Source organism: Robbsia andropogonis (assembly GCF_034047095.1).
Classification (GTDB): Bacteria; Pseudomonadota; Gammaproteobacteria; order Burkholderiales; family Burkholderiaceae; genus Robbsia; species Robbsia andropogonis.
Map to the genome: position 1 here is coordinate 1,770,284 of NZ_CP139170.1, position 24,224 is coordinate 1,794,507.

General features: G+C 61.2%; 12 protein-coding genes. 1 reads left to right on the forward strand and 11 read right to left on the reverse strand.

Annotation, left to right across the window (positions count from 1 at the left end; genetic code table 11):
- Nucleotides 1-267 precede the first annotated feature (267 nt).
- Nucleotides 268-4,347 (forward strand): CheR family methyltransferase, encoded by a 4,080-nt coding sequence (locus SJQ66_RS21420; RefSeq protein ID WP_176025946.1) that lies wholly within the window; start codon nt 268-270, stop codon nt 4,345-4,347.
- 48 nt (nt 4,348-4,395) lie between these two features.
- Here the strand turns inward: SJQ66_RS21420 and SJQ66_RS21425 are convergent, their stop codons facing one another.
- From SJQ66_RS21425 to SJQ66_RS21475, 11 genes are all read right to left on the reverse strand, one after another.
- Nucleotides 4,396-4,671 (reverse strand): hypothetical protein, encoded by a 276-nt coding sequence (locus SJQ66_RS21425; RefSeq protein WP_024902326.1) that lies wholly within the window; start codon nt 4,669-4,671, stop codon nt 4,396-4,398.
- 126 nt (nt 4,672-4,797) lie between these two features.
- On the reverse strand, nt 4,798-5,157 hold the full coding sequence (locus SJQ66_RS21430) for a hypothetical protein (RefSeq protein ID WP_024902327.1): 360 nt from the start codon (nt 5,155-5,157) through the stop codon (nt 4,798-4,800).
- Nucleotides 5,158-5,201: 44 nt separating this feature from the next.
- Nucleotides 5,202-7,976, reverse strand: coding sequence for a bifunctional acetate--CoA ligase family protein/GNAT family N-acetyltransferase (locus tag SJQ66_RS21435; RefSeq protein WP_157685828.1), 2,775 nt, complete (start codon nt 7,974-7,976; stop codon nt 5,202-5,204).
- Nucleotides 7,977-8,120: 144 nt separating this feature from the next.
- Nucleotides 8,121-8,804, reverse strand: a complete 684-nt coding sequence (gene pdeM / locus SJQ66_RS21440) for a ligase-associated DNA damage response endonuclease PdeM (protein ID WP_082102890.1) — start codon at nt 8,802-8,804, stop codon at nt 8,121-8,123.
- A gap of 84 nt (nt 8,805-8,888) precedes the next feature.
- Entirely contained in the window at nt 8,889-11,471 is a 2,583-nt protein-coding gene (locus SJQ66_RS21445; protein WP_320535319.1) for a DEAD/DEAH box helicase, read from the reverse strand.
- A complete protein-coding gene (locus SJQ66_RS21450; RefSeq protein ID WP_320535320.1) occupies nt 11,468-13,357 on the reverse strand; it encodes a cisplatin damage response ATP-dependent DNA ligase in 1,890 nt (629 codons plus the stop codon). The genes SJQ66_RS21445 and SJQ66_RS21450 overlap by 4 nt, the downstream gene beginning before the upstream one ends.
- Nucleotides 13,354-14,481, reverse strand: coding sequence for a ligase-associated DNA damage response exonuclease (locus tag SJQ66_RS21455; protein ID WP_036007977.1), 1,128 nt, complete (start codon nt 14,479-14,481; stop codon nt 13,354-13,356). Before SJQ66_RS21455 ends, SJQ66_RS21450 begins: the two co-directional genes overlap by 4 nt.
- 116 nt (nt 14,482-14,597) lie before the next feature.
- The gene (locus tag SJQ66_RS21460) at nt 14,598-15,914 is read right to left on the reverse strand and encodes an NAD(P)/FAD-dependent oxidoreductase (RefSeq protein ID WP_082102888.1); all 1,317 of its coding nucleotides are present in this window, start codon (nt 15,912-15,914) and stop codon (nt 14,598-14,600) included.
- Nucleotides 15,915-16,101: 187 nt separating this feature from the next.
- Nucleotides 16,102-19,464 carry an efflux RND transporter permease subunit gene (locus SJQ66_RS21465; RefSeq protein WP_046153458.1) on the reverse strand — a complete coding sequence of 1,121 codons (3,363 nt, stop codon included), beginning with the start codon at nt 19,462-19,464 and terminating at the stop codon, nt 16,102-16,104.
- On the reverse strand, nt 19,461-22,670 hold the full coding sequence (locus tag SJQ66_RS21470; RefSeq protein ID WP_024902333.1) for an MdtB/MuxB family multidrug efflux RND transporter permease subunit: 3,210 nt from the start codon (nt 22,668-22,670) through the stop codon (nt 19,461-19,463). Before SJQ66_RS21470 ends, SJQ66_RS21465 begins: the two co-directional genes overlap by 4 nt.
- The gene (locus SJQ66_RS21475) at nt 22,667-24,175 is read right to left on the reverse strand and encodes an MdtA/MuxA family multidrug efflux RND transporter periplasmic adaptor subunit (RefSeq protein ID WP_320535321.1); all 1,509 of its coding nucleotides are present in this window, start codon (nt 24,173-24,175) and stop codon (nt 22,667-22,669) included. The genes SJQ66_RS21470 and SJQ66_RS21475 overlap by 4 nt, the downstream gene beginning before the upstream one ends.
- Between the last annotated feature and the right edge of the window lie 49 nt (nt 24,176-24,224).

The following is a 24,224-nucleotide window of genomic DNA, read 5'->3' on the forward strand; positions in this document are numbered from 1 at the left end:
CCTGTACAGCAGGAACTTCAGTTGCGAGCCTACGGATTCTAATCGCTTACCCTAACGTCTCGACATCCCTCTAGCAACACTTGCCGGTCCAATTTTTTGCATTGGACGATCTAGGCTGGTCGACCCTGCGTAAAGATTCATTAATCACCATAGCGGTATTGCGCTTGATACCGTTTCAGCGCATTCTGACCCCGCAGTTCAAAGGGTGTGCAATGACTATGTTCGTATTCGTTGCGCTTCGGCATCTCTTTCATGTGGTCATCCTCGATGAACGAATCTTCCAGAGAGGTCGATGATAGCGTGGCATCGTTAGCCGCGCCACACATCGTTGTCATCGGTGGTGGATCGGCCGGCGCGATGAAGTCGCTGAGCCTCTTTTTCCAGATATTCCCGATTACACGACAGGATTTTGCATTCGTCATTGCCTTTCATTTTGGTGCCGATGCAGAAACACAGATATCCGAATTATTTTCGATAAAAACGACCATGCCGTTGCAAATGGTGTCGGATGGCATGCCACTTCGCCCGGGAAACATCTACGTCTTGCCGCCCGACGTTAGGGTAGAGATGCACGAGGCAATATGCCGCTTGGTGTCGGACGAAGGGCCGATGTCAGTGACAACGTTTATAGATCGATATATAACATCACTCGCCAGCGATCAGCGTGAGCGCGTGATAGGCATCGTCATGAGCGGCGCCGATGGCGACAATACGGTGGGGCTTCGTGCTATCAAGGCGGAAGGGGGGCTTGTCATTGCACAATCTCCAAATAGCGCGGAGGATCCCATCATGCCTCAAACGGCGATTGAGTCGGGATTGGTCGAATTTGTATTGCCTGTGCAAGACATGGCCGCCGCGGTGTTGGACTACGCGGATCAACTTCAGGGGTTGGCGCTACCTGAGCATGCTGCGCATGCGACGCCCGAAGCGGACGATCAGGCAGATGTGCCCGCGATGGATCTGGAGCCAGTTTTCAATGCTCTGGCAGGAGCTGGCACCGAATTTAGAGGCTATAAACACTGCACGTTGAGGCGTCGCGTCGCACGCCGGATGGCGGTCAACCGAATTGATCGTTTCGAGAAGTATTGCCAATTGTTGAGCACGCAGCTAGACGAGGTAGAGGCACTGAGTCAGGAAATGATGATTGGTGTGACCGCATTCTTTCGGGATGCGGAGGCATGGGATATGCTCGCGGAACGTGTATTGCGACCGTTACTCGATGCGCCCGAGGTGGCGCAGCCGTTGCGTATCTGGGTCCCGGGTTGCGCCACCGGGGAAGAAGCGTATTCGATCTCGATGCTGTTGACCGAGGAGATTGAAAAGCGCAAAAGCGGTCGCAGCTTCATGATCTTTGCGTCAGATGTCAATCGAACAGCATTGACGTGTGCGCGCCTTGGTATTTATTCCCCGGATGTTGCATTGCAATTGGGAGAAGCAAGGCTCTCGCGTTTTTTTCAGCCGTGCGAGCACGGCTACCAGGTGCGTCGGGAACTTCGCGAGTCGATCTTATTTACCTCTCAAAATTTGACGGCCGATCCGCCATTTTCGAGTGTGGACTTGATCAGTTGTCGCAATTTGCTGATATATCTGGAGCCGCTGGCGCAACAACGCGTTTTCACGCTCTTTCACTTCGCACTCAACCCAGAGTGCTATCTGTTCCTCGGACGTGCCGAAAGCAGTACTCCGGATGCAACGCATTTCCAGGAGGTATCCAAGAAATGGCGCATTTATCAACATGCACCGCTCACCATGCCAAGTGCGTCGATTCATCGCCATACATCGCGAAACGGGGGGCGCGGCGATTTCCCAAACGCAGGGCGGGTTGGCGGTCGTAATAAAGGGTATGCGGAATTAGTTAACGCGGCGTTGTTGTCGCATCATCAGGCCGCGGTTTTGGCCAATACCGCCCATCAGGTTATCTATGTTAGCGGCGCCGTAGATTGCTACTTGGGGCAGTCTGAGGGCGAGCCGACAAATAACATTCTGGACATGACCCGCGAAAGATTGCGAATGAGGCTGCGGATCGTCTTACGCCGCGCGTCTCAGAATCCGTTCGGTGATGCGGTAAGTGAAGCCGTGTTGGGCGACGGCGTGCCTGACGTGCAGATCACGGTTTCCCATATTACCGATCAGATCTATGCGGGTAGCTTGCTGTTGATCCTGTTTTCGCAATTACCATTCGTACAACGAATTATATTGCCACCGGTTGCAGAAGGAGGTGATTCCGATCTATGGCACCTTGAACGTGAACTTCGTACCACCCAGGCGGCATTGGGGTTCACGATCGGCGAATTAGAGGAAAGTAACAGCGAATTGCGCGTATCGAACGAAGAAATGCTGTCGATAAATGAAGAATTACGCTCGGCAAACGAGGAGCTGGAAACGTCGAAGGAAGAGTTGCAAGTCGTTAATGAGCAGTTGAATCAGGTCAATTATCAGCTAGAACAGAAAGTCCTGCAATTAGAGGCCCTGACGGACGATTTCACGAGTTTGCTCGCCAGTACTGAAATTGCCACCGTGTTGATTGACCGGCATGGTTTGCTGAAACGCTTCACGCCAAGTGCGGCGGCGATATTCGGTCTGGGGCCGACAGACATGGGACGTACGGTGCGGGAAACCCTGGTTGCACCGCTTGGCGATACGATGATGCCGGATGTCGAGCGCGTCTTGTCCGGCGCGATCGAGCAGGCGGAGAAGGAAGTCAAATCGGCATCGGGGCAGTGGTATGTCCGTCGCATCACGCCGTATATCGCCATTGTCGGCCAGTTTCCCGCCGGCACGGTGGTGACCTGGACGGATATCACACATATCAAGAAAGTAGACGAGCGTGCAGGGCGCCTCGCTGCCGTCGTGCAGGACTCCAATGATGCCGTCACGGTCTTCGATCTGAATGGGCGGTTTCTTGCCTGGAACAATGCCGCGACTGTGATGTACGGTTACACGGAGGCAGAAGCGTTATGCCTGTCGGTTTCGGATTTGCTGCCACCTGGCGCGCGGGAGGATCATCACGATTTCATTCTCCACGCACTGGATAACCAGGCACTGCATTCCTATGAAACGCGGCGCGTTGCCAAAGATGGTCGTGTATTGGAAATCTGGTTGTCAATGTCGATCCTGCTGGACGAGGCGGGCAACGCCGTGTCCGTGTCGTCGACGGAACGGGACCTGACGGACCGTGGCCTCAGCACGGCATTCCTGCGTCAACGTGCAGACCAGTTGGCGTTGGCGGATAGACGGAAAAACGAGTTCTTGGCGATGTTGGGACATGAGTTGCGCAATCCCCTCGCGGCACTGATCTCGGCTGGGCATTTGTTTTCGCTGTCATCGGTGGACGAAACAAAGAAGTCTTGGGCGGCAGGGGTGATACAGCGCCAAGGACGGGCCATGCTGCACCTCGTCAACGACATGCTCGATATCGCTCGCATCGCGGCCGGACAAGTGGAATTACATCAGCAGACGGTGGCGCTGAAGACCATTGTGCAAAGTGCTATCGATGTGTGTCAGCCAATCATTCAGGAGCGTCGACATCGCTTGTCGGTATCACTACCGGAGACCCCTGTGTATCTAAACGCCGACCCGACTCGCTTGTCTCAAGTGATGGAGAACATCCTGATCAACGCGGCGAAATTCACCGCTCCTGGAGGGTTGATCTCGTTGCACGCAGCCACCTCCGCCGCGCAGCGATTGACCGTGCGGATCAAGGACAACGGCCGGGGCATTTCCGCGGGCATGTTGAACCAGATCTTCGATATGTTCGTCCAGGCGCCTACATCCGACGGCCAACGATATAACGGACTAGGCGTGGGATTATCGGTCGTGCGCCGTCTCGTGGAGTTGCACGGGGGAACGGTCCGCGCGATGAGCGACGGCCACAGCGGGAGTGAGTTCGTGATTGACTTGCCACTGGAGACCGGTGCAATTCCGGCGAGTGTGATAGCAGACTTTCCCATGCCGGTAGTCACGCCGTGCAAGCGTATCCTGGTCATCGACGACAATCGGGATGCGGGCGAAGCGCTCGCGCTGCAATTGGCCCATGAAGGTCATGATGTACGGACTGCCTCTGACGGCAAGTCGGGGCTAACCATCGCACAGGCCTTCGTGCCGGAGGTTGTCTTGCTGGATATCGGCATGCCGGGGATGGATGGCTATGCGGTCGCAAAAGCCTTGCGCCAGTCCGATGTCACGCGCGGCGCCTGTCTGATCGCCATTACCGGATTCGGCATGCCGTCGGATCGCCTCCGCTCCGCCGAGGCGGGTGTGGATCAGCATATGGTGAAGCCGGTCGATCGCAACAAGCTATTGCACCTGTTGGCGGCCATTCCGGAGCGTCCGGCGTTGCCGGGGTAATCCGGGTGCGGAGATATCCGACAGCGCCATGTACGCGCTTACATTTATTTACGCACTACGGGCGCCCTGCAGTACGGGAATACACCGTTTTGCCCACTCAAGGCCCCCTTCGAGCGCGAAGTCGGCGCTTGCATAGGGGCCGCAAGGACTGATGCAGTTGCGAACGTCGAACGATACGTCGTCGCCGATGATTGGAAAGCCATCGGCGCGGGTGATGATTGCATCGAAGCCGAAACCGTCAAGTCCCGACGGCGCGACGCCCAGTACTTGTGGGATCGGTGTGACACTGACTAAAAAATCCTCGATTGGATAATTTTTTAGCATGACGATTCTCCGTGTGATGCAGTTAGTATAAACACGGATAGGGAAGACGTGTACCGCAAAAAATTTGCTGATTTTCCGATTCTGTTACAAATTTATTCAGGCTGCCGTACGGCTGTGGCGGGTGGTCTAGTCGGCGAGTGATGCCTCGCGAAGCAGTCGACCGCACTCATCCAGCAAGTCCATGGCGACCGGTGATGCGTGATTCGGGTCCAACGATTGGTTCATTTCGTGCGCCATGTAAAGTCCTGCCTCACGAGAAAGGCTATCGGCCAGTGTTTTGGCGAATTGTCCGCTGAGTTGCGCCAATTCCCGTATCAGCCGCGGCGGTCCGACCAGGTCTTGGCGCATCAGCCAGACTTTCGCGGTATCCAGTGCGCGATTATCGTCCGGCCAGACATCATGCTCGTAATACACGCTTAGCCGTTCGGAGGTCAGCGCGAACAGCAGGGCCTTGCGATTGTCGAAATTCAGGTCTACGTGTGTCATCGGAGCAGGAGGGAGCGAAACGGACAAGGGAAGCAGCCGTCATTCTACAAAATGGTGGCATCGATGGGCTGCAGCACCAGACGCAAGACGCGAATATCCGGTTCGTCGCTGCGTTCGACAACAAACCCCAGGGTACGGGCGAGCTTGATCATGCGGGTATTCTCCGCCAGTACTTCGCCAACAATGGCGCGCGTGCCGCGTGCCCGGCAGTAAGCGATGATCCGCTGCATCAAAAGCGCGCCCAGCCGCAGGCCCTTGCGGTCAGAGCGCACCAGCACCGCGAATTCTGCTGTTTCATTGTCGGCGTCGGCAACGGCGCGTACGACGCCCAATGTGACGCTCGTTGGCGCCCCACCATCGGCTTGCGCGATCTCGGTGGTGGCAATGAAGGCCATTTCACGGTCGTAGTCGATTTGCGTCATCCGCGCCAATTGACTATGTTCCGGCGCGTTCACCGCACCGAAGAAGCGCATCCGTAGATCGTCGTCAGTCATCGACTCCACCAGGATGCGATGCGTGTGCTCGTCTTGCGGACGAATGGGCCGTACGGTGATTGCCTGACCTTGCCAATGAACGGTGGATTCGAGTTCCGCAGGATAGGGACGCACCGTGAATCGATATCGTGCGCGTGGCGCATTGGTATCGGTCGACGCACCCGTTGTCGACAATCGGGCAAGGGAATCCGGTGCCGTGACGCGTAGTGTACAGTCGCGCATTACAATGCCGTCGTCATGCCGATGCGCAGCGCGCAACGACAGCCCCGCGATTTCAGGTACGGCAACGATCACATCGGACAGGCGCGCCAGAAAACGCGTGAACGCACGGAACGAGGCATGGCCGTGCGTTGGCGCGCTGGGAAGTCGGCCGACCAGGTCGCCAGACAGGACGGTGTTGATCGGCAGAATGGTCCATTCGGTCTGCTGCGTGGGTGCGCCGGGAAACGCACCGGGCGGTGTGACGCCCAACACCATGCCGAAGTGGAGATCCCGCTTGACCGTCAGCGCCATGAACGGACCGGTCCGTTCGTCGTTGCCCGTTTCTCTCGCCTCGGCAGAGCGGCTGGTAAGGTCCGGTGCGTGCGGCAGCAACGTCGCCAGTAATGCAAACGCGTCGTCATGCGTCAGCATATCCGATGGCGCACCCGACGCCAGGCGTTGTTGCAGGCCGGCCCTCGCGGCGGCGATCGCGTCCGCCTGGAGTTGGCCGATCGATTCCGGTGTTTCCGCCAGCAATACCTGGTTGCGTTGATATTCGCGCATTGCGGCAAACGCGCGGGCCAGGCGTTGTGGTGTGGGGAAGACCGCGATCTTATGCTGATGCAGCAGTGTGCGGACCGCGGGATCGAAATCACCGAGCCAGCAGGTCATTAGCGCACGCGGCCAGCGCGCGGCATGCGCTGCCACCGTCCGGGCCAGCGGCAGCGCGGGCGCATGGACGCTGGGCGTGTGGACGACAAAGAGCGCACCCGTCGATGATTGTGGCGCCAACGCGCGAATGGCCGCATCGTAGGCCGACGGATCGGCTGTTTCCCCGAGATTGATCGGGTTGCGGCCGTTGCGCCAGGGCAGCGCTTCCCTCGCCAGGGCGGGAGTGCTGGTTTCGGACGTCGATGCCGGCATGGCCTCGGGCTTGCCGCCATCCCGTACGGGATCATGCATCACTGCAAGGCGACCGCCAGCCGCATGGAGCGCATCCGCGGCCAAGGCACCGGTGAAACCGCCGTTTGACAGGATGGTGGCTGCGTCGCTGCCGGCGAAGCGGCCCACATGCAATGTCTCGATGGCGTCGAGCAGGTCCTCTATCGATTCCACCCGTACCATGCCCGCGCGTCGAAATGCCGCGGTGAAGAGGGCATCGTCCGCCCGTTCATGGCGGGCGCGCAGGACCAGCACCGGCTTATTGCGCGAAGCGGCGCGGGCTGCCGACAGAAACTTGCGCATTGCGTCCGGTGCGACGAAATCCATCGATAACGCAATTGCGCCGGTCTCGCCGTCGCTTGCCAGATAATCGAGTAGATCGGCGCTGTCGATGTCGGCTTCGCGCCCGCTTGTGATGACCTTCGAGAAACCGATGTGACGCGCGCTCGCCCAGGATACGGCGGCGTTGGCGAACGAACGCGATTGTGAAATCAAGGCGACCCGTCCTTCCAGCGCTGGTGTGTCGCCGGTACTCGCATGCAGTTTCGCGCGGCTCGACACAATGCCGCTGCTGGACGGGCCAAGAACGCGCAGCATGCCGCGGCGCGCGCGGGCGAGGACCTGGGTCATCAGTGCATCACTTGCGATGTCACCGCCGACGTCCGTGCTTGTCGTCTCGTCCAGGCGTCGATGCGGATCGCCATACAATACCGCCGCGCGCACGCCGGCATCCACCAGGGCGTCGATGACACTCGGCCAATCTTCGGGGGCGGTACAGACGAGTGCCAGATCGCAGTGCGCGGCGGTCGTCCGTAATGTGGCGGCATGGGCCACGCCAGGATGATCGCGAAATGCATCGCCATCGGTCGGATCGCCGTGCATGCCACCCTTTGCGTGGGCGTGGCGGCGCGCCTTTTCCATGCCGTCGCTGTCGATGCCCGGCAGAAACGCGTGCCGCCGTACCTGCGTGCCATCGGCGACAGAGCCGCCTTGCACCAATCGTGTCTCAAGCAGTGAAGCGGTATAGGAGAGGATCGCCGGTTGCCCTGCGATGATTTGGCCAACGGCGTCCGCATCTGATGTGGCGCGACCGCGTGGCGGCGTGTTGCCGGCCCCTGCGGACGGGGCCACGATCACGACGGAACGCGGACGAAATAAAGCATCCAGATGACGTATCGACACCAATCTCTCCGTGGACGGCACGCGCCGCGCGCGGCACGGCAACCCCTACAGCATAACGGCATGTAGTGACGCTGCCTATGTCGGGCGGTACAGGCATTGATCTGACCCCAGGTGTTGCGTCGACGGATGGGATGGATCGATCGGTCAGCGGTCGCCACGCGGCAGATCGAGCGTGTCGGCGATGACGGCGGATACCCGTTCACGCCTTGGACCGTGCCGTACCGGGACGGCCAGAACACGATCCTCTGCGATGACAAAGATGCGCTGACGCGCGCGACGCACGGGATGACCACCGGTGAAATCGCCGAACGCCGGCAAGACGCCGACATCGGCGCCAAAATGAAAACACGGCAGCCGCACCGCATCGGCGCCGGTGCGAACGGTGAACACCGGATGTTCATGGCCCGCGAGTGCATAGTGTCCGGGCGTTTGCATCGGATAATGACAACATGCCCACGGCGCGATCAGCCAAGGTTCATCATGTACGGCGATACCAAGCGATGTTGGCGGTAGGCCCGCATGCCGGTCATGGTTGCCGGTGATCAACACGACTTCCAGGGGGGCGTGCGCATCGCGCCAGAGCCGCATCGCATCCAGGATTTCGGGAGATTGCGCCTCACGGGCGTGCAGCAGGTCGCCTAGGAAAACAAGTCGTCTGGCCGGATACCGCAGCAACAGATCGGTCAACCGCGACAGCGTCGACGCGCTGACGCCGCGCGGCACCGGCACGCCGCGCGCGTGGAAAACAATCTCTTTGCCCAAATGCGCGTCGGCCACAAACAGCGTCGCGCTGTCGGGATCGAAAACTGCGCGTTCCGGGCAAAGCATCAACGGATGACCGGCGACATCGATGGTCAGCGGCTCCGGCGCATGGAGTGGAATGGACGTGGATGCCAAGGGTGGATAATGTGCTCAGGCAGAGGGGCGCCGATGATCCGCGGCGCGTTCCAGTGTCTTAAGCATACGCTGTACCCGCTCATGTAACCGCTCGCTACTGATTCTTTCCCTCAACCGGGCAATCATCAACGGAAAGGCGAAGGGGGTCGGCTTGGGGGGGGGCGTCTGAACAATCCGTCCACCATTGATGCGATGCAGCGCCAGACGCAAGCGGTCGACATCGAGTTCCTGCAACAGTACTTCGTCCCGCGCCTGCTGCAGCAGCCGGTTGTCCGGCTCGTGTTTTGCAAAGACCTGGTAAAAGAGGCCGGCCGACGCTTGCAATTGACGCGCACTGCGCTTTTCTCCTGGATGGCTTTGAAAGATGAGGCCACTGATACGCGCAATCTCACGGAATCGGCGCATCGCCAGTTCCGATGCGTTGAGGCTATCCAGGATGTCCTGCTCCAAGCCCGCTAGCGCGAAAATGCCGCTATCGATGAGCGCTTGCCAATCCAGTCGTTCGGGCGTGAGTAATTCGAAGCCGTAATCGTTCACGGAAAGCGACACCGTCGATGGACGGCGTTTTGCAGCGCGCCAGGCGCACAAGGCAGCCAGTCCGATATGCGCCGTACGGCCTGCAAACGGGTAACAGAAGTGATGCCAACCCTCGCGCGTCTTGACCGTCTCCAGCAGCAGGGCGTCTGGACGCGGTAACGCCGACCAGTCCCGCTGTAGCGACAGTAATGGCATGACGGCCCCTATCTCAGCGGCACGGATGGTACCGGACGCGGTGTCGGACGCATCGCGCATCGGAAGACATTTTTCATCGAATTTCAGGGCAACGGTTTCGAGCACATCGAGCATGGCGTCCGCCAGTTCCGACGACAACGGCATGCGTCCCCCTTGCCACTGCGGAATCGCGCCCCGCGCGCTATCCGAGCGGCGGACATAGGCGGTCATGTCCTTGATGCGGACTAGCGCGACAGTTCGTCCGGCAAAGGTAAACACGTCACCAGGGCGCAGGCGTGACACGAAGGATTCTTCAATCGTGCCGATACAGCCGCCACTGACCCATTCGATGCGCATCGCGGCGTCCGAGACGATCGTGCCGATGTTGGCGCGATGTCGCCGGGCCAAATCGGCGCGTGGGGCATGGTAGCGTCCATCGGCGGCGCGGGCGACGCGATGATATGTGGGATAACCCTGCAACGCGTTGCCGCCATGCTCGACAAAGGCGATGGCCCAATCCAATGTCGCGCGGTCCAGTGCCTGATACGACCAGGCCTGATGCAATTCATCAAGAAGAGAGGGGCCGGCGTCGAAGCCGCCACCCAGGGCCAGGGTCACCAGATGCTGCACCAATACGTCGAGCGGGCGTTCCGGCGGGCTACGAGATTCGATGTGGCCCGCGACGGCAGCATTGCGCGCCGCCACTGCTTCAACGAGTTCGAGCGCGTGCGTGGGGATCAGCGTCACCCGCGACGGGCGCCCGGGCGCGTGACCGGATCGCCCGGCACGTTGCAGTAATCGCGCGATGCCTTTCGGAGACCCGACCTGGAATACGCGCTCCACCGGGGAGAAATCGACGCCCAGGTCCAGGCTGGACGTGCAGACCACGGCCTTGAGCTTGCCTTCCCGCAGCGCATCCTCCACCCAGCGGCGCACGTTCGCGTCGAGGGAGCCGTGATGTAACGCGATCAATCCCGCCCATGCCGGACGGGCGGTGAGAAGCGCCTGATACCACAGTTCGCATTGCGCGCGGGTATTGGTGAACAGCAACGCGCTGCCGGCATCGTCGATTTCCCGGGCCACCGGTTCCACCAGGCGCGTGCCGAGATGACCGGCCCAGGGGAATCGTTCGATGGCGTCGGGGATCAGTGTATCGATCGTTACCTGTTTCGCCGTGTGCCCCTGCACGGTCCGGCGTCGCCGCTCCGGAACAGCGTGCAGCAGGACATCCTGTGCGAGCGCGAGGTTCCCGAGCGTGGCGGACAGTCCCCATACACGCAGGGCACGGTCGTCGCCGTATGAAGTGCGATGGCCTTCGCACGCGACAGTCGCCGGAGACCGCGCATTGGTGCGCCATCGTGCCAGACGGGCCAGTGCCAGTTGTACCTGCACGCCACGCTTGTTGCCTATCATCTCGTGCCATTCATCGACGACGATGGTATGCACGTGTTGCAACAGGGTTGCCGCGTTGGCGCGGCTGAGGAGTAGCGACAAACTTTCCGGTGTGGTGACCAGTGCGGTGGGTAGCCGCCGATCTTGACGTGCGCGCTCCGTGCCGGGCGTGTCGCCCGTGCGCAGGCCAAGGGTCCAATCTGGCCGGAGTGACGCCATAGGCGCGGACAAGGCGCGAAAGGTGTCCGCGGCCAGCGCGCGCATCGGCGTGATCCAGAGTATCGACAGCGGCGGTCCATGGCGTTGCTTGGGCTCGTCGTTGCCTTCGTTGCCGTTGCCTAGAATGCCGCCCCAGACGGCGAGCGTTTTTCCAGCGCCAGTGTTTGCGTGCAATAGTCCGCTGTCGCCAGCTTGCATGTGCGCCCAGACGGTTTCCTGGAACGGGAAAGGACGCCAGCCGTTATCGTTGAACCATTGTTTCAGCCGTGCGCTCATGTCTGGGGCCGGCGCGGTTCATCCGGACTGGCAGGCGATGGCGTGTCTTCGGCGCAAGGCCAGGCTACGGCGTCCGGCAACAGGGCTTGCAAGCTGGCCAGCGTGTCACCTTCCTCGATGGGTTTATCCTCTCTCCATCGCAGCATGCGCGGAAAGCGTACGGCAATACCGGACTTATGCCGCGGGCTGCGGGCAATGCCTTCGAAGGCGATTTCAAACAGCAATGTCGGACGGACGCTGCGGACGGGCCCGAACTTCTCGATGGTGGTGTTACGGACGATCGCGTCGACGCGCTTTATTTCAGCATCGGTTAAACCGGAATAAGCCTTTGTAAAAGGCACCAATGCACGACTGGGCTGTTCGGGCGGCCCATCCCACACGGCGAACGTGTAGTCAGTGTAGAGATTCGCGCGTCGGCCATGTCCGGCCTGGGCATACAGCAGCACGGCATCCACGGTATAGGGCGCAACTTTCCATTTGTACCACTCGCCATCGGCTCGCGTGCGTCCCACGCCGTAGCGGCTTTGGCGGTGCTTCAGCATCATGCCTTCCACGCCGCGGCTTCGGCTTTCCGCACGGAGCGCCGCAAGCGCCGCCCAGTCTGGCGCGGTCACGACAGAAGGCAGTGCGATGGCCCGTTGCGAGGGGCCGGCGGCGCGGCCGTCGGTCAGTAAAGCGGCCAGCAAGGTTTCCAGGGCTGCGCGGCGCGTGGCAAGCGGGACTTCTCGCAGGTCTTGCCCCGATTGTTCCAGCAAGTCATAGACGAGATAGCGTGCTGGCGCATCAGCGAGAATCTTCTTGCTGACCGTCTTACGGGTAATGCGCGGTTGCAATTGCGAGAATGGCGCTGGGCCGGGGGCATCGACTGCCCAGGCGACGATTTCGCCATCGAGGACCGTGCCATCCGGCAGTGCATCGGCCGTGGCGGTAATCTCGGGAAAACGATCGGTGATCAAGTCTTCACCGCGCGACCACAACCACGCTTGCCCACCGCGCTTCACCAGTTGCGTGCGGATGCCGTCCCATTTCCATTCCGCCTGCCAATCCGCGCGCTCGCCGAGCTTGCCCGCCACCGACTCCGGCGTATCGATATCACCCTGCAACGGTTGCGCCAGAAAGAACGGATACGGCAGACCCAGATCTTCCGCTGCAATGGTTTGAACGGGGGACGCCGACGGCACCAAGGCCAATATCGATTGTGTCGCGCCAGACGGCGAGCCGGGATGGCCAGTGTCAGCAGCGGCTATTGTATTCTCGTCATATTCATCGCCAGCGATGTCCTTATCGAGAATGGCATCCTTTGCGATCAATGCAAGAAAACGCGCTGCGGTAGGGGTGCGTTTGGTGTCTGTCCATCCCACCATTCGATGGGCAATACGCTTCTGATCGATCCCGGCGATATCGGCAAGCGCGCGGATGACCAATTGTCGTGACACGCCGACGCGAAATCCGCCGCCGATCAGCTTGGTCAGTAAAAAGCGGCCAGACCAATCGAGGCTATCCCAGTAGCCGAGCAACGCCTGTTCAATCGTCTCCGGCGCGGCGCCACGCAGGGGCAGCAGCCGATCGGTGATCCATACGGAGAGAGGCGTGTCGTCATCGGAGGTCGGTGGGGGGAGGACATGGGCGATTGTTTCGGCGAGGTCGCCCACGGTGTGATAACACTCGTCGAAAAGCCATTCCGGCAAGTGCGCGCGTTGTTGCGCGAGCGTGCGCAACACGCGGGTAGGCACCACTTGGCGTGGCTTGCCGCCGGACAGGAAGTACGCTGCCCATGCCGCATCGGCAGGGGCAGCGCTATTGAAATACGCACGCAAGGCGTTGTGCTTGTCGTGGGTAGCGGTACTGGCATCCAGCGTGGTATACAGCGTCGCGAAGGCCTTCATCGGTGCATCGTTCCGATGCTCGGCGCGGCGCCCTCGGGCGGTGCGGCGTCGTTGCCAGTGATGTTCGCAGTAGCCAATTGAGACTCCGTGCCATCCTCACCCTCATCGCCGGTATAAGCCGTCTCAAAGTTCCCCGCCTCGTAGCCATGCTCCGTCAGCCAGCGCACCAAGGGGGCGGTATGGCCGTGCGTGACGATCACGCGGGACGCGCCGGTCGCATCGATCGCTTGCAAAAGGCCGGGCCAGTCGGCGTGATCGGATAATACGAATCCGTGATCCACGCCGCGTCGCCGTCGGGCGCCGCGCAAGCGCATCCATCCCGACGCAAAGGCGTCGCGATAGGCGCCGTGTTTATTGAATCGACGTAGCCATGGCGTACCGGCCGCGGAGGGCGGGGCGACGACTAACGCGCGTGACCAGTCGCTGGTTGACGCGTTCCTCGGGCTACCGGCGTCGGGCGGCTGCACGCGCTGCGTTGGCGGCAACACAACGCCGCAATCGCGATAGACCTTATTGAGGTTTTCCACGGCGCCATGGCAGACGATCGGGCCGATGGATGCATCGACGGACGCCAGCAACCGCTGTGCCTTGCCGAACGCGTAGCAAAACACGACAGACGGCCGTCCAGCGGCCGCGTTCTCGGCCCACCAGGCGTTCACGCCGGCAAAGACCCGATCCGGGCTGTCCCATCGATAGATCGGCAAGCCAAAAGTCGATTCAGTAATGAATGTATCGCATCGCACTGGTTCGAATGGCGCGCATGTCGGATCGGGTGCGACCTTGTAATCGCCGGAGGCAACCCAGACGTTGCCGCGATGGGCGATACGAACCTGGGACGCGCCCAGCACATGACCCGCAGGATGGAACGACAAGTCCACCGCGCCGATGCGAAGCGTTTCACCGTACGGCAGCGTTTGCAAGTCGATGTCGCCAAGGCGGGCGCGTAATACGCCGGCCCCTGCTTCACTTGCAAGATAGTGCCGGTTGCCGGTGCGGGCGTGATCCGAATGGGCGTGCGTGATGATTGCCCGGTCCACGGGCCGCCACGGATCGATATGAAAATCCCCGGCAGGGCAATACAGGCCACGCGATGTGGCGATGATAAGGTCGTCGGACAATCGCAGGCGGCTCCCTGTACGTTAGGCCGCGGCCGGTGGTAGTAACGCACTTGTTCCATTGCTGGCGAACGCGTTCCGATTCACGTCGATGCAAAAAACATACCCGATTTCAATTCAGCGCGCTAGCGTGTGGACATGCCTGTGGCGGGTGCGTCCTTCTGCTGGATGATGGCCGCGAGCCGCGCGTCATAGCTCGAGTGGATGTGGGTCCGTGTCTTTTCCGGGCGGGCATGGCGATAGGCGTGTCGCAGTGCCAGTGCGGCTTCGTGAAAACCGGAAAGAATCAGTTTCTGTTTGTTGCCGTAGCCGGCGATATCACCTGCCGCGTACACGCGAGGTATCGATGTTTGGAAATGCAGCGGATCGACGGTCGTCCGGCCGCCTGCGATGTCGAGACCCCAATCGGCGATGGGGCCGAGTGCGGCAACCAGCCCGTACAGCACCAGCAACTGGTCCGACGCAATCGTATGATCGCCGTCGCGTTCCTTCAAGGTGATGGCCGACAAGATCTGGGCGGTGTCACTGGTATTGCCAGTCTCGGAGGGCTCCGCTGGTGCCGTATGCAGATTGCCGATCGTACCAATCCGCAATGCGATATCACCGCGCGCGACGGCCGCGCGCAGCGCCGCAACGGACGCGTCGGCAGCCCTGAACGTGTCACGGCGATGGACGAGCGTCAACGTACTGGCCACGTCGCGCAAGGCGAGAGCCCAGTCAAGCGCTGAATCGCCCCCTCCGGCAATTACCACGCGCTGACCGCGAAAACGCGCGATATCGCGGACCGCGTAATGCACGGCGTGACCTTCCAATGCTTCCGCGGTCTGTGCGGCCGGCCCTGATATGCGTTGCGGCACGAAGGCGCCATTCCCCGCGCAGAGGAGCACTGCCGCTGCGTGAAAGGTCAGCCCACGGTCGGTCTGGACGACGATGTGATGTGTGCCGGCGATTTCCGTCAGTGCCGGATCCGCTGCAGTGGACGTGGCGACAGGGGGCGTGGCTGGCACGGCTTGCAAGGTCCGCGCTTGCTGGCCGAGATGAATGGCGGCGCCGAAAGGGCGCGCTTGTTCCAACAAACGCGACACAAGCTCACGCGCCGTGCAGATGGGGAGCGCGGGGATGTCGAAGATCGGTTTGTCCGGATACAGCTCCGTGCATTGGCCGCCCGGTTCATCCAACGCCTCGACGATTTCGCACGACAACCCGAGCACGCCCGCCTGAAACGCGGCGAATAGACCCACCGGTCCTGCGCCGATGATCAGGATGTCGACGCAACGCGGCACGCTGGCATGCGCCGGCTCGCCCGATGGATCGGCAACTTGACGTGACGCCGCGGCGGGTGGCAGTGGCGATGCCTCCGGTACGCCGGTGGCATGGTATGGGTCTGGCCGGTTGGTAGGAAGCGAACAAACTGCCTGGCTGGTGCTGGGGGCGGTGCTCATCGATTCGATCGTCCTGTTGCGCTCGCCCGCCGCGTCATGCCGCGTTGACGGCGTCGCGTGGCGACGATCGACGCTGCGGTCCCGCGCGGGCTGAGGGAATAGCCGCATTGTCGCTCGAAATCGCAGCCGATTGCGTGACGCGCGCGGTTAGCCCTTTGCGCCACACGGCTTTAGAAACGTGATCGCGTCAGTCCGACGCCAGCATGTCGCGACGGCGCTGATCCCGTTTGCGGCGCCGACGATCGCGCCAGGCGTGTGTGCGTGCCTTGGCGCGCTCCAATACCAGGTAGACCACCGGCGTGGTGTACAGCGTCAACACCTGACTGACGATCAGGCCGCCGACGATCGACACGCCCAGGGGCTGGCGCATCTCCGAGCCTTCCCCCAGCGTCAGTGTCAATGGCACGGCGCCGAGGATGGCCGCCAAGGTGGTCATCATGATCGGCCGGAATCGCAGTCGACATGCCTGGTAGATGGCGGTCCGGGCATCGGTGCCTGGAATGCGGGCGGCGCTGATGGCAAAGTCGATCATCATGATCGCGTTCTTCTTGACGATGCCGATCAGTAGAATCACGCCGATCAACGCGATGATGCCGAAATCGATATTGAAAAGCCGCAACGCGAGCAGCGCGCCAATGCCCGCTGACGGCAGCGTCGACAGAATCGTCACCGGATGCAGATAGCTCTCGTAGAGAATGCCCAGCACGATATATACGGCGGCGATGGCGGCCAGAATCAGTAGTGGCATATCCGATTGCGACTGTTGCGCCGTCATCGCCGTTCCGGCAGCCGACCCCTGAATCGTCCCCGGCACCCCGATTTCCTGCATCGTCTGCTGTATCAAGGTGATCGCATTGGCCAGGTTGCCGCCCACCGGCAAGTTGAACGAGATGGTGGTCGCCACGAATTGGCCCTGATGATTCACCGACAAGGGGGTGTTGCCGATGCTGAAGTGCGCGATCGCGGACAACGGCACCATCGTTTCCTTCGACGTACTGACGGCTGAGCCGGTGGACGAACTGCTGTTACCCGTCGACGTGATCGAATTGGTCGCCTGGTTCTGCACGGCGCTCGCCAGCGCGGTCTGTTGCGAGGTGATCGAATCGGCACCGGTCGTGCTGCTGCTTGACTGTGTCGAGGCGCCGGATGATGACGACGTTCCGGTCGAGTCCAGCGTCGAGTTCGTGCTGCTGGTTCCGCTGGTGTTGCCCGATGTGCTGATATAGATCTGCTTCAGGATGTCAGGGCTTTGCCAATATTTACTGTCGACGGTCAGGATCACGTGATACTGATTCATCGCGTTGTAGATCGTGGATACCTGGCGTTGCCCGAACGCGTCGTACAGCGTGTTATCGATCTGTGCCGGTTGAATACCGAAGCGTGCGGCCGTAGCGCGATCGATCGTGATGTCGCTCTCGAGCCCCTTTTGTTGCAGATCGGAATTCACGTCCGCGAGTTCCGGCTTGGCCTGTAGCGCCGTCACGAGCTTATTGGTCCATGTGTACAGCTCCGTGGTCGAGTCGCCGAGCAATGTGTACTGGTACATGGCGTTACTCTGACGGCCGCCCGTGCGGATATCCTGCGCCGATTGCAGGAACAGCCGGATACCCGCGACCTTGTCCAGCTTGGGCCGCAGTCGCGCAATGACTTCGCTTGCGCTGACGTCACGCCGCGCGCGGGGCTTCAGCTCGACAAATACGCGGCCACCGTTCGTCTGCGATCCGGTGCCACCCGTGGAGCCCACGACATTGAGCACGGCGGGGTCCGCCTGGACGATTGCCATCACTTCCCGGAATTTACCCTGCATCGCCTGGAAGGAGACGTTCTGGTCGGCCTGGATGCCACCGATCAGGCGCCCGGTATCTTCATCGGGGAAGAAGCCTTTTGGTATCTTCACATACATATAGAAATTCAGGCCGACGGTGGCGACCAGGATCAGCAAGATCGTTTTCCGGTGATCGAGCGACCAGATCAGCGTCTCGGCATACCAATCGACGCATTTCGCACCCCAGCGGTTCAGCGTATTGCCACAACGTCGCCAGAATCCCGGGTTCTCTTGCTCGCCTGGCTTGCGGTGCGAGATCAGCAACGCGCACATCATCGGCGTGACGGTCAGGGAGACCAGCATGGAAATGCCAATCGATATCGCCAGCGTGACCGCGAATTCGCGGAAGAGCCGACCGACGATGCCAGACATCAGCAGTATCGGTAGGAAGACAGCGACCAGGGACAATGTGATCGACAGCACGGTCGGTCCGATTTCCTGCGCCCCGAGCAACGCGGCGGCGCGTCGCGGCATGCCGCGTTCGACATGCCGCGCGATGTTTTCGAGAACGACAATTGCATCGTCGACAACAAAGCCGGTGGCGATCGTCAACGCCATCAGGGACAGAAGGTCGAGCGAATAGCCGAGCAGGTACATCGCACCAAACGTGCCGATGATCGAAATCGGCACGGCGACGGCCGGGATGACCACCGCGCGCCAATCCTGCAGGAAGGCGAACACGACCAGGACCACCAGAATGACGGCGACGATCAGGGTCAATTCCGTATCGTGCAACGACGCCTGAATCGTCGTGGTCCGGTCCTGCGTGACCTTGACATCGACGTCGCTCGGGAGCCCCGCGGTCAGCGACGGCATCCGTTCGCGGATGCGTTTCACCGTGTCGATCAAATTCGCGCCGGGCTGCGGGAAGACGATCAGGATCACCGCGTTGCGGCCATTCGACATCCCGAGATTATTGACATCCTCTACCGAATCCACCACGCGACCGAGGTCACTCAGCCGGATTGGCGCATTGTTGCGGTAGGCCACGACCATGTCCCGATACTGCGCGGCCTTGGTCGCCTGGTCGTTCGTATAGACCTGATAGCGCTGCGCGCCGACATCGAAACCGCCTTTTGGGCTGTTGGCATTGGCGGCGGCAAGCGCGGCGCGGACGTCCTCGAAGCTGATGCCGTAATGGAATAGCTTCTGCGGGTCCATTTCGGCGCGCACTGCGGGCAGGGCACTGCCGGCAATGTCCACATCGCCCACGCCCTCGATCTGCAGCAACGCTTGTGCAACCTCGGTATCGGCCTTGTCGTATAGCTGGCCGGCGGACAATGTGTTAGACGACAATCCCACCAGCAGGATCGGCGCCGACGCGGGATTGAATTTCCGATACGTCGGATTCGAGCGCAGGCTCGTCGGCAGATCGGCGCGCGCGGCATTGATGGCGGCCTGAACATCACGCGCCGCGCCATTGATGTCGCGGCTCAAGTTGAACTGCAGGATGACGCGCGTCTGGCCGGTATTGCTCATCGACGTCATTTCGGAGACATCGGCAATGGCGCCCAACCGACGTTCGAGCGGCGCGGCGACGCTGGTCGCCATGGTTTCCGGACTCGCACCGGCCATCTGCGCCTGCACGACGATCGTCGGCATGTCCACCTGCGGCAATGGCGCGACCGGCAGCTTCAGGAACGCGAACATCCCGGCCAGCGCGATGCCCAAGGCTAGCAACGTCGTGCCGATCGGCCGCATGATGAAAAGCCGCGACATGTTCATCGTGCGTCCCGTCCACTCGGGAAGTCGTCATTGCCGCTGCCGTCCCGACCCTGCTTGCGCATGCCGTCTTGATCGTCATGCTTGCCGTCGGCCCCGAAGCGGCGGCGCAGGCGCACGCCGATCCGGTCGAACCACAGATAGATCACCGGCGTGGTGAACAGCGTCAGCAACTGGCTGACGATCAGGCCGCCGACGATCGTCACCCCCAGCGGTTGCCGCAATTCGGAGCCCGAGCCGGAACCAAGCATCAACGGCAGGCCGGCAAGCAGTGCGGCCATCGTCGTCATCAGAATCGGACGGAAGCGGAGCAGGCAAGCGCGATGAATGGCTTCCCGCGGGCTCAAACCTTCCTCGCGTTCGGCATCCAGCGCGAAGTCGATCATCATGATCGCGTTTTTCTTCACGATCCCGATCAACAGCACGATGCCGATGATCGCGATGATGTCGAGGTCGTTGCCGGTCAGCATCAGTGCCAATAGCGCGCCGACACCGGCCGACGGCAGCGTTGACAGAATTGTGATTGGATGAATGAAGCTTTCATACAACACGCCCAGGACGATATACATCGCGACAACCGCTGCGAGTAACAGGAACAGCTCGTTACCCAGCGACGACTGGAACGCCAGTGCCGCACCCTGGAAATTCGTTGTGAACGAACCCGGCAGGTTCAGTTCCGACTCGGCTTGCTTGATCGCCTTCACCGCCTCCCCAAGGGATGCGCCCGGCGCGAGGTTGAACGCGATGGTGGCCGCCGGGAACTGTCCCAAATGGCTGACCAGCAGCGGCGCATCCTGTTCGCGGAAGGTCGCGATCGCCGACAGCGGTACCTGCGAAGTGCTGCCGCTGGACGAGGGCAGGTGCAAGGAACCCAACGCGGCGATGCTGGTTTGCAGCGATGGCATGGCCTCGAGAATCACGCGGTACTGGTTCGACTGAGTATAGATCGTCGAGACGATACGCTGGCCGAACGCGTCGTACAGCACGTTGTCGACGGTGGCGGGCGTGATGCCGAACCGCGCCGCGGTGGCGCGGTCGATATCGATATAAACTGCCTTGCCCTTTTGCTGCAAATTGCTGCTGACGTCGGCTAGCGCAGGCGAGACCGCCAGCTTGTCGATCAACTTGGGTACCCAGGTGTCGAACAAGGCCGCGTTCGTGTTCTGCAAGATGAACTGGTACTGGGTCAACCCGCTGCTCGACTCGATCGACAGATCCTGCACCGGTTGCATATATAGCGAGATGCCGGCGACCTGAGCGGCGGCGGTGTTGATACGTCGGATGATCTCGGATGCGGTGGCGGTACGGTCGTCGCGCGGTTTCAGGTTGATCAGGAACCGGCCGCTGTTCAGTGTGACGTTGGTGCCGTCCACGCCGACGTAAGAAGAAAGATTCTCGACATCAGGATCTTTCAGAATCACATCGGCCAGGGCCTGTTGTCGTTCGGCCATCGCCTGAAAGGAGATCGACTGGCCGGCGACCGATGTGCCCTGGATCTGCCCGGTATCCTGCACCGGGAAAAACCCCTTCGGCACGACAATATACAAAATGACGGTCAGCGCCAGCGTCAATACCGCGACCAGCAGGGTCAATGGCTGGTGATCGAGTACCACCTTCAGCATCCGGTCATAGCCACCGATCATCCGATCGAATGTGCGATGCGACGCTTCCTCGAAGCGCGAACGCCGGCGCGGTAACGGGGCGCCATCGGCATCGCGGTCATGGGAGGGCGCCGGCCGCAGAAGCTTGGCGCACATCATCGGCACCAGCGTCAACGACACGATCGCGGAAATGACGATCGTCACGGCCAGCGTCACTGCGAATTCATAGAACAGGCGGCCGACGACGTCGCCCATGAACAGCAGCGGTATCAGCACCGCGAGCAACGACACCGTCAGCGAGATGATCGTGAAGCCGATCTGCCGCGCCCCCTTCAGCGCCGCGTGCAGCGGGGTGTCTCCCTCTTCGACGAAGCGTGCGATGTTCTCGATCATGACGATTGCGTCATCGACGACGAAGCCCGTGGCAATCGTCAATGCCATCAACGACAGATTGTCCAGCGAAAAGCCGAACAGGTACATGACGCCCAGCGTGCCGACCAGCGACAACGGTACCGACAAAGACGGAATCAGCGTCGCCGTCACACTGCCGAGGAACACATAAATCACGGCGACGACGAGGAGGATCGACAGCAGGAGTTCGTACTGCACGTCCCGTACCGAAGCCTTGATCGACCCTGTCTGGTCGCTGAGCACATGCACATCGATATCGGCGGGCAGCGTGGCCTTCAGTTTGGGCAGCAGCGCCTGAATACCCTGCGCCGTCTGGATCACGTTCGCGCTCGGCTGGCGCTGGATATTCATGATGATCGCCGGCGTGCCGTTCATCCAGGCGCCTAGGTAGCGATTTTCCGGACCGGACGTGACGGTGGCCACGTCGCGCAGCATCACCGGGCGGCCACTACGATAGGCGATCACGGACTTGTCGTATTCGGCCGGATCGCGCAGTTGATCGTTTGCATTGATCGTGTAAGAGCGGGTGGGGCCGTCGAACGACCCTTTTGGCGTATTGACGTTCAGGTTTGCCAGCGTCGTGCGAAGGTCATCGAGGTTCAGGCCGTAGGCGGCCAGCGCGCGCGGATTGGCCTGGATGCGGACTGAGGGACGCAGCCCACCCCCAACGCTGACCAGACCGACGCCGCCTACCTGCGAGATCTTCTGTGCCATTCGCGTGTCGGCCAGATCTTCAACCTTCGATAGCGGCAGCGTCTTGGACGTCAATGCCAGGGTCATGATGGGCGCGTCGGCCGGATTGACCTTCGCGTAGATAGGGGGCGCGGGCAGATCCGAGGGCAACAGGTTGTTGGCGGCGTTGATGGCTGCCTGGACTTCCTGTTCCGCGATGTCGATCGGCAGGTCCAGCGCAAACTGCAACGTGATCACCGAAGCGCCCGCGGAACTCTGCGAGTACATCTGGTTCAAGCTCGACATTTGGCCGAACTGGCGTTCCAGCGGCGCTGTCACCGAGGTGGTCATCACCTCGGGACTGGCGCCGGGGTAGAGCGTCTGGACCTGGATAGTCGGGTATTCGACTTGCGGTAATGCCGAAACCGGCAGGAAATGCAGCCCGAGGAGGCCGGCCAGCATGATCGCCGCCATGAGCAGCGCGGTGCCGACCGGGCGCAGGATGAAGATGCGTGACGGATTCATGCGTTACGGCGTGACAGCGTATCGGCGGGCGCGGTATTGGCCGCGGACGAATCCGACGCGGCGTGGCGATGACGGTGCGCGGCATGCGTGCCGGAGGCCGCCGATGCGGTCGCCGCGTCCGACGCCGTGGCGGCCCCGGATGCGCCCGATGTTGACGCGCCGCCGCTGAGGTCGCTCGGTGCGACCTTCGCGCCTTCGCGCAAGCGGTCGACGCCATCGGTCACGACCGTGTCGCCGGGCGTTAGGCCCTGTGTCACTTGCGTGCGTTCCCCGTCCACCTGACCGATCGTGATCTTGCGCACGGTAACGGTGTCGTCGGGCTTCACCAGATAGACATAGGAGCCGATCGAGCCGGTCTGCACCGCCGAGCTGGGAACGATCGTCGCATTGCGGATGACATTGACCAACAGCCGGATATTGACGAACTGGTTCGGGAACAGTTTCTCGTCCTGATTGGCGAACATGGCGCGTAGTTTGACAGTGCCCGTGGTGGTGTCGATTTGGTTATCCAGGGTTGCCAGTGAACCCAGTGCGATCTGGTGCGAGTCCGTGCGATCGAAGGCCGACGCGGACAGCTTGCCATCACGCGACATACCGTCCATCACCGCCGGGATGTTGTCCTCCGGCAGCGTGAAGATCACGCTCATCGGCTGGGTCTGCGTGATAACGACCAGGCCATTCGTATCACTGGTCGTCACGTAGTTGCCGATGTCGACCTGACGCAAGCCGACGCGACCCGAGACGGGCGCCGTCACGCGGGCATACACGAGATCAAGCTTGTAAGTGTCGACCGATGCCTGATCCGACTGCACCGTGCCTTCGTACTGCTGAACCAGGGACACCTGGGAGTCATAGGTCTGACGCGCGACCGAGTCCTGCTCCACCAGTGTCTTGTAGCGCTGCAGATCCAGCCGTGCCTGGCGCAGCAGCGCCTGGTCCTTGCGCAGCGTGCCTTCCGCCTGGCGCAATTGGATCTCGTACGGGCGTGGATCGACCTGGGCGAGGAAATCGCCTTGCTTGACGTGCTGTCCTTCGGTGAAGCCAATCTTCATCAGATTGCCCGAAATCTGCGAGTGCACCGTGACGGTCGCCAGTGGCGTGACCGTACCGAGGGCATTGAAAACCACGGGGATTTCCCCAATGGTGGCTTTTGCCACGCGAACCGCTTGCGTCTGGTTCGCCGCCATCGGACCACCGTGTCGCCCACCACCCGGGCCGCCAGGCCCCGGACCACCCGGCGGACCACCGGGTGGTCCAAGCGCATCAGGGCCGCCATGACCGCCATGTGCTCCCCATGGGTGCCAGACGATCAAGGCGATGACGAGTACCAGCAGCGTCCCGCCGATAATCCAGCCGATTCGGCGGCGGGAGGAGGTGGGGGGGCGATCGGGCGGCGGCGGCGGGAAAGATCCCTCGGAGATACGTGGCGCAACCTTGGGAGGCAGCGACGAGTCCGGTGAAGCGACGGGCCGTTGAGGGTTCGGATCAGGCGTTTTTTCGTCCATCGCAAATCGTGTTGTTTATTTCTTTTGGCGCTTGACCGCCGGTCAATCA

Excerpts from the sequence above, each read along its gene's own strand:
- SJQ66_RS21420 (WP_176025946.1), top strand. The coding sequence starts at position 268 with ATGAACGAATCTTCCAGAGAGGTCGATGATAGCGTGGCATCGTTAGCC.
- SJQ66_RS21425 (WP_024902326.1), bottom strand. The coding sequence starts at position 4,671 with ATGCTAAAAAATTATCCAATCGAGGATTTTTTAGTCAGTGTCACACCG.
- SJQ66_RS21430 (WP_024902327.1), bottom strand. The coding sequence starts at position 5,157 with ATGACACACGTAGACCTGAATTTCGACAATCGCAAGGCCCTGCTGTTC.
- pdeM (WP_082102890.1), bottom strand. The coding sequence starts at position 8,804 with ATGCTTTGCCCGGAACGCGCAGTTTTCGATCCCGACAGCGCGACGCTG.
- SJQ66_RS21445 (WP_320535319.1), bottom strand. The coding sequence starts at position 11,471 with ATGAGCGCACGGCTGAAACAATGGTTCAACGATAACGGCTGGCGTCCT.
- SJQ66_RS21450 (WP_320535320.1), bottom strand. The coding sequence starts at position 13,357 with ATGAAGGCCTTCGCGACGCTGTATACCACGCTGGATGCCAGTACCGCT.
- SJQ66_RS21460 (WP_082102888.1), bottom strand. The coding sequence starts at position 15,914 with ATGAGCACCGCCCCCAGCACCAGCCAGGCAGTTTGTTCGCTTCCTACC.
- SJQ66_RS21465 (WP_046153458.1), bottom strand. The coding sequence starts at position 19,464 with ATGAACATGTCGCGGCTTTTCATCATGCGGCCGATCGGCACGACGTTG.
- SJQ66_RS21470 (WP_024902333.1), bottom strand. The coding sequence starts at position 22,670 with ATGAATCCGTCACGCATCTTCATCCTGCGCCCGGTCGGCACCGCGCTG.
- SJQ66_RS21475 (WP_320535321.1), bottom strand. The coding sequence starts at position 24,175 with ATGGACGAAAAAACGCCTGATCCGAACCCTCAACGGCCCGTCGCTTCA.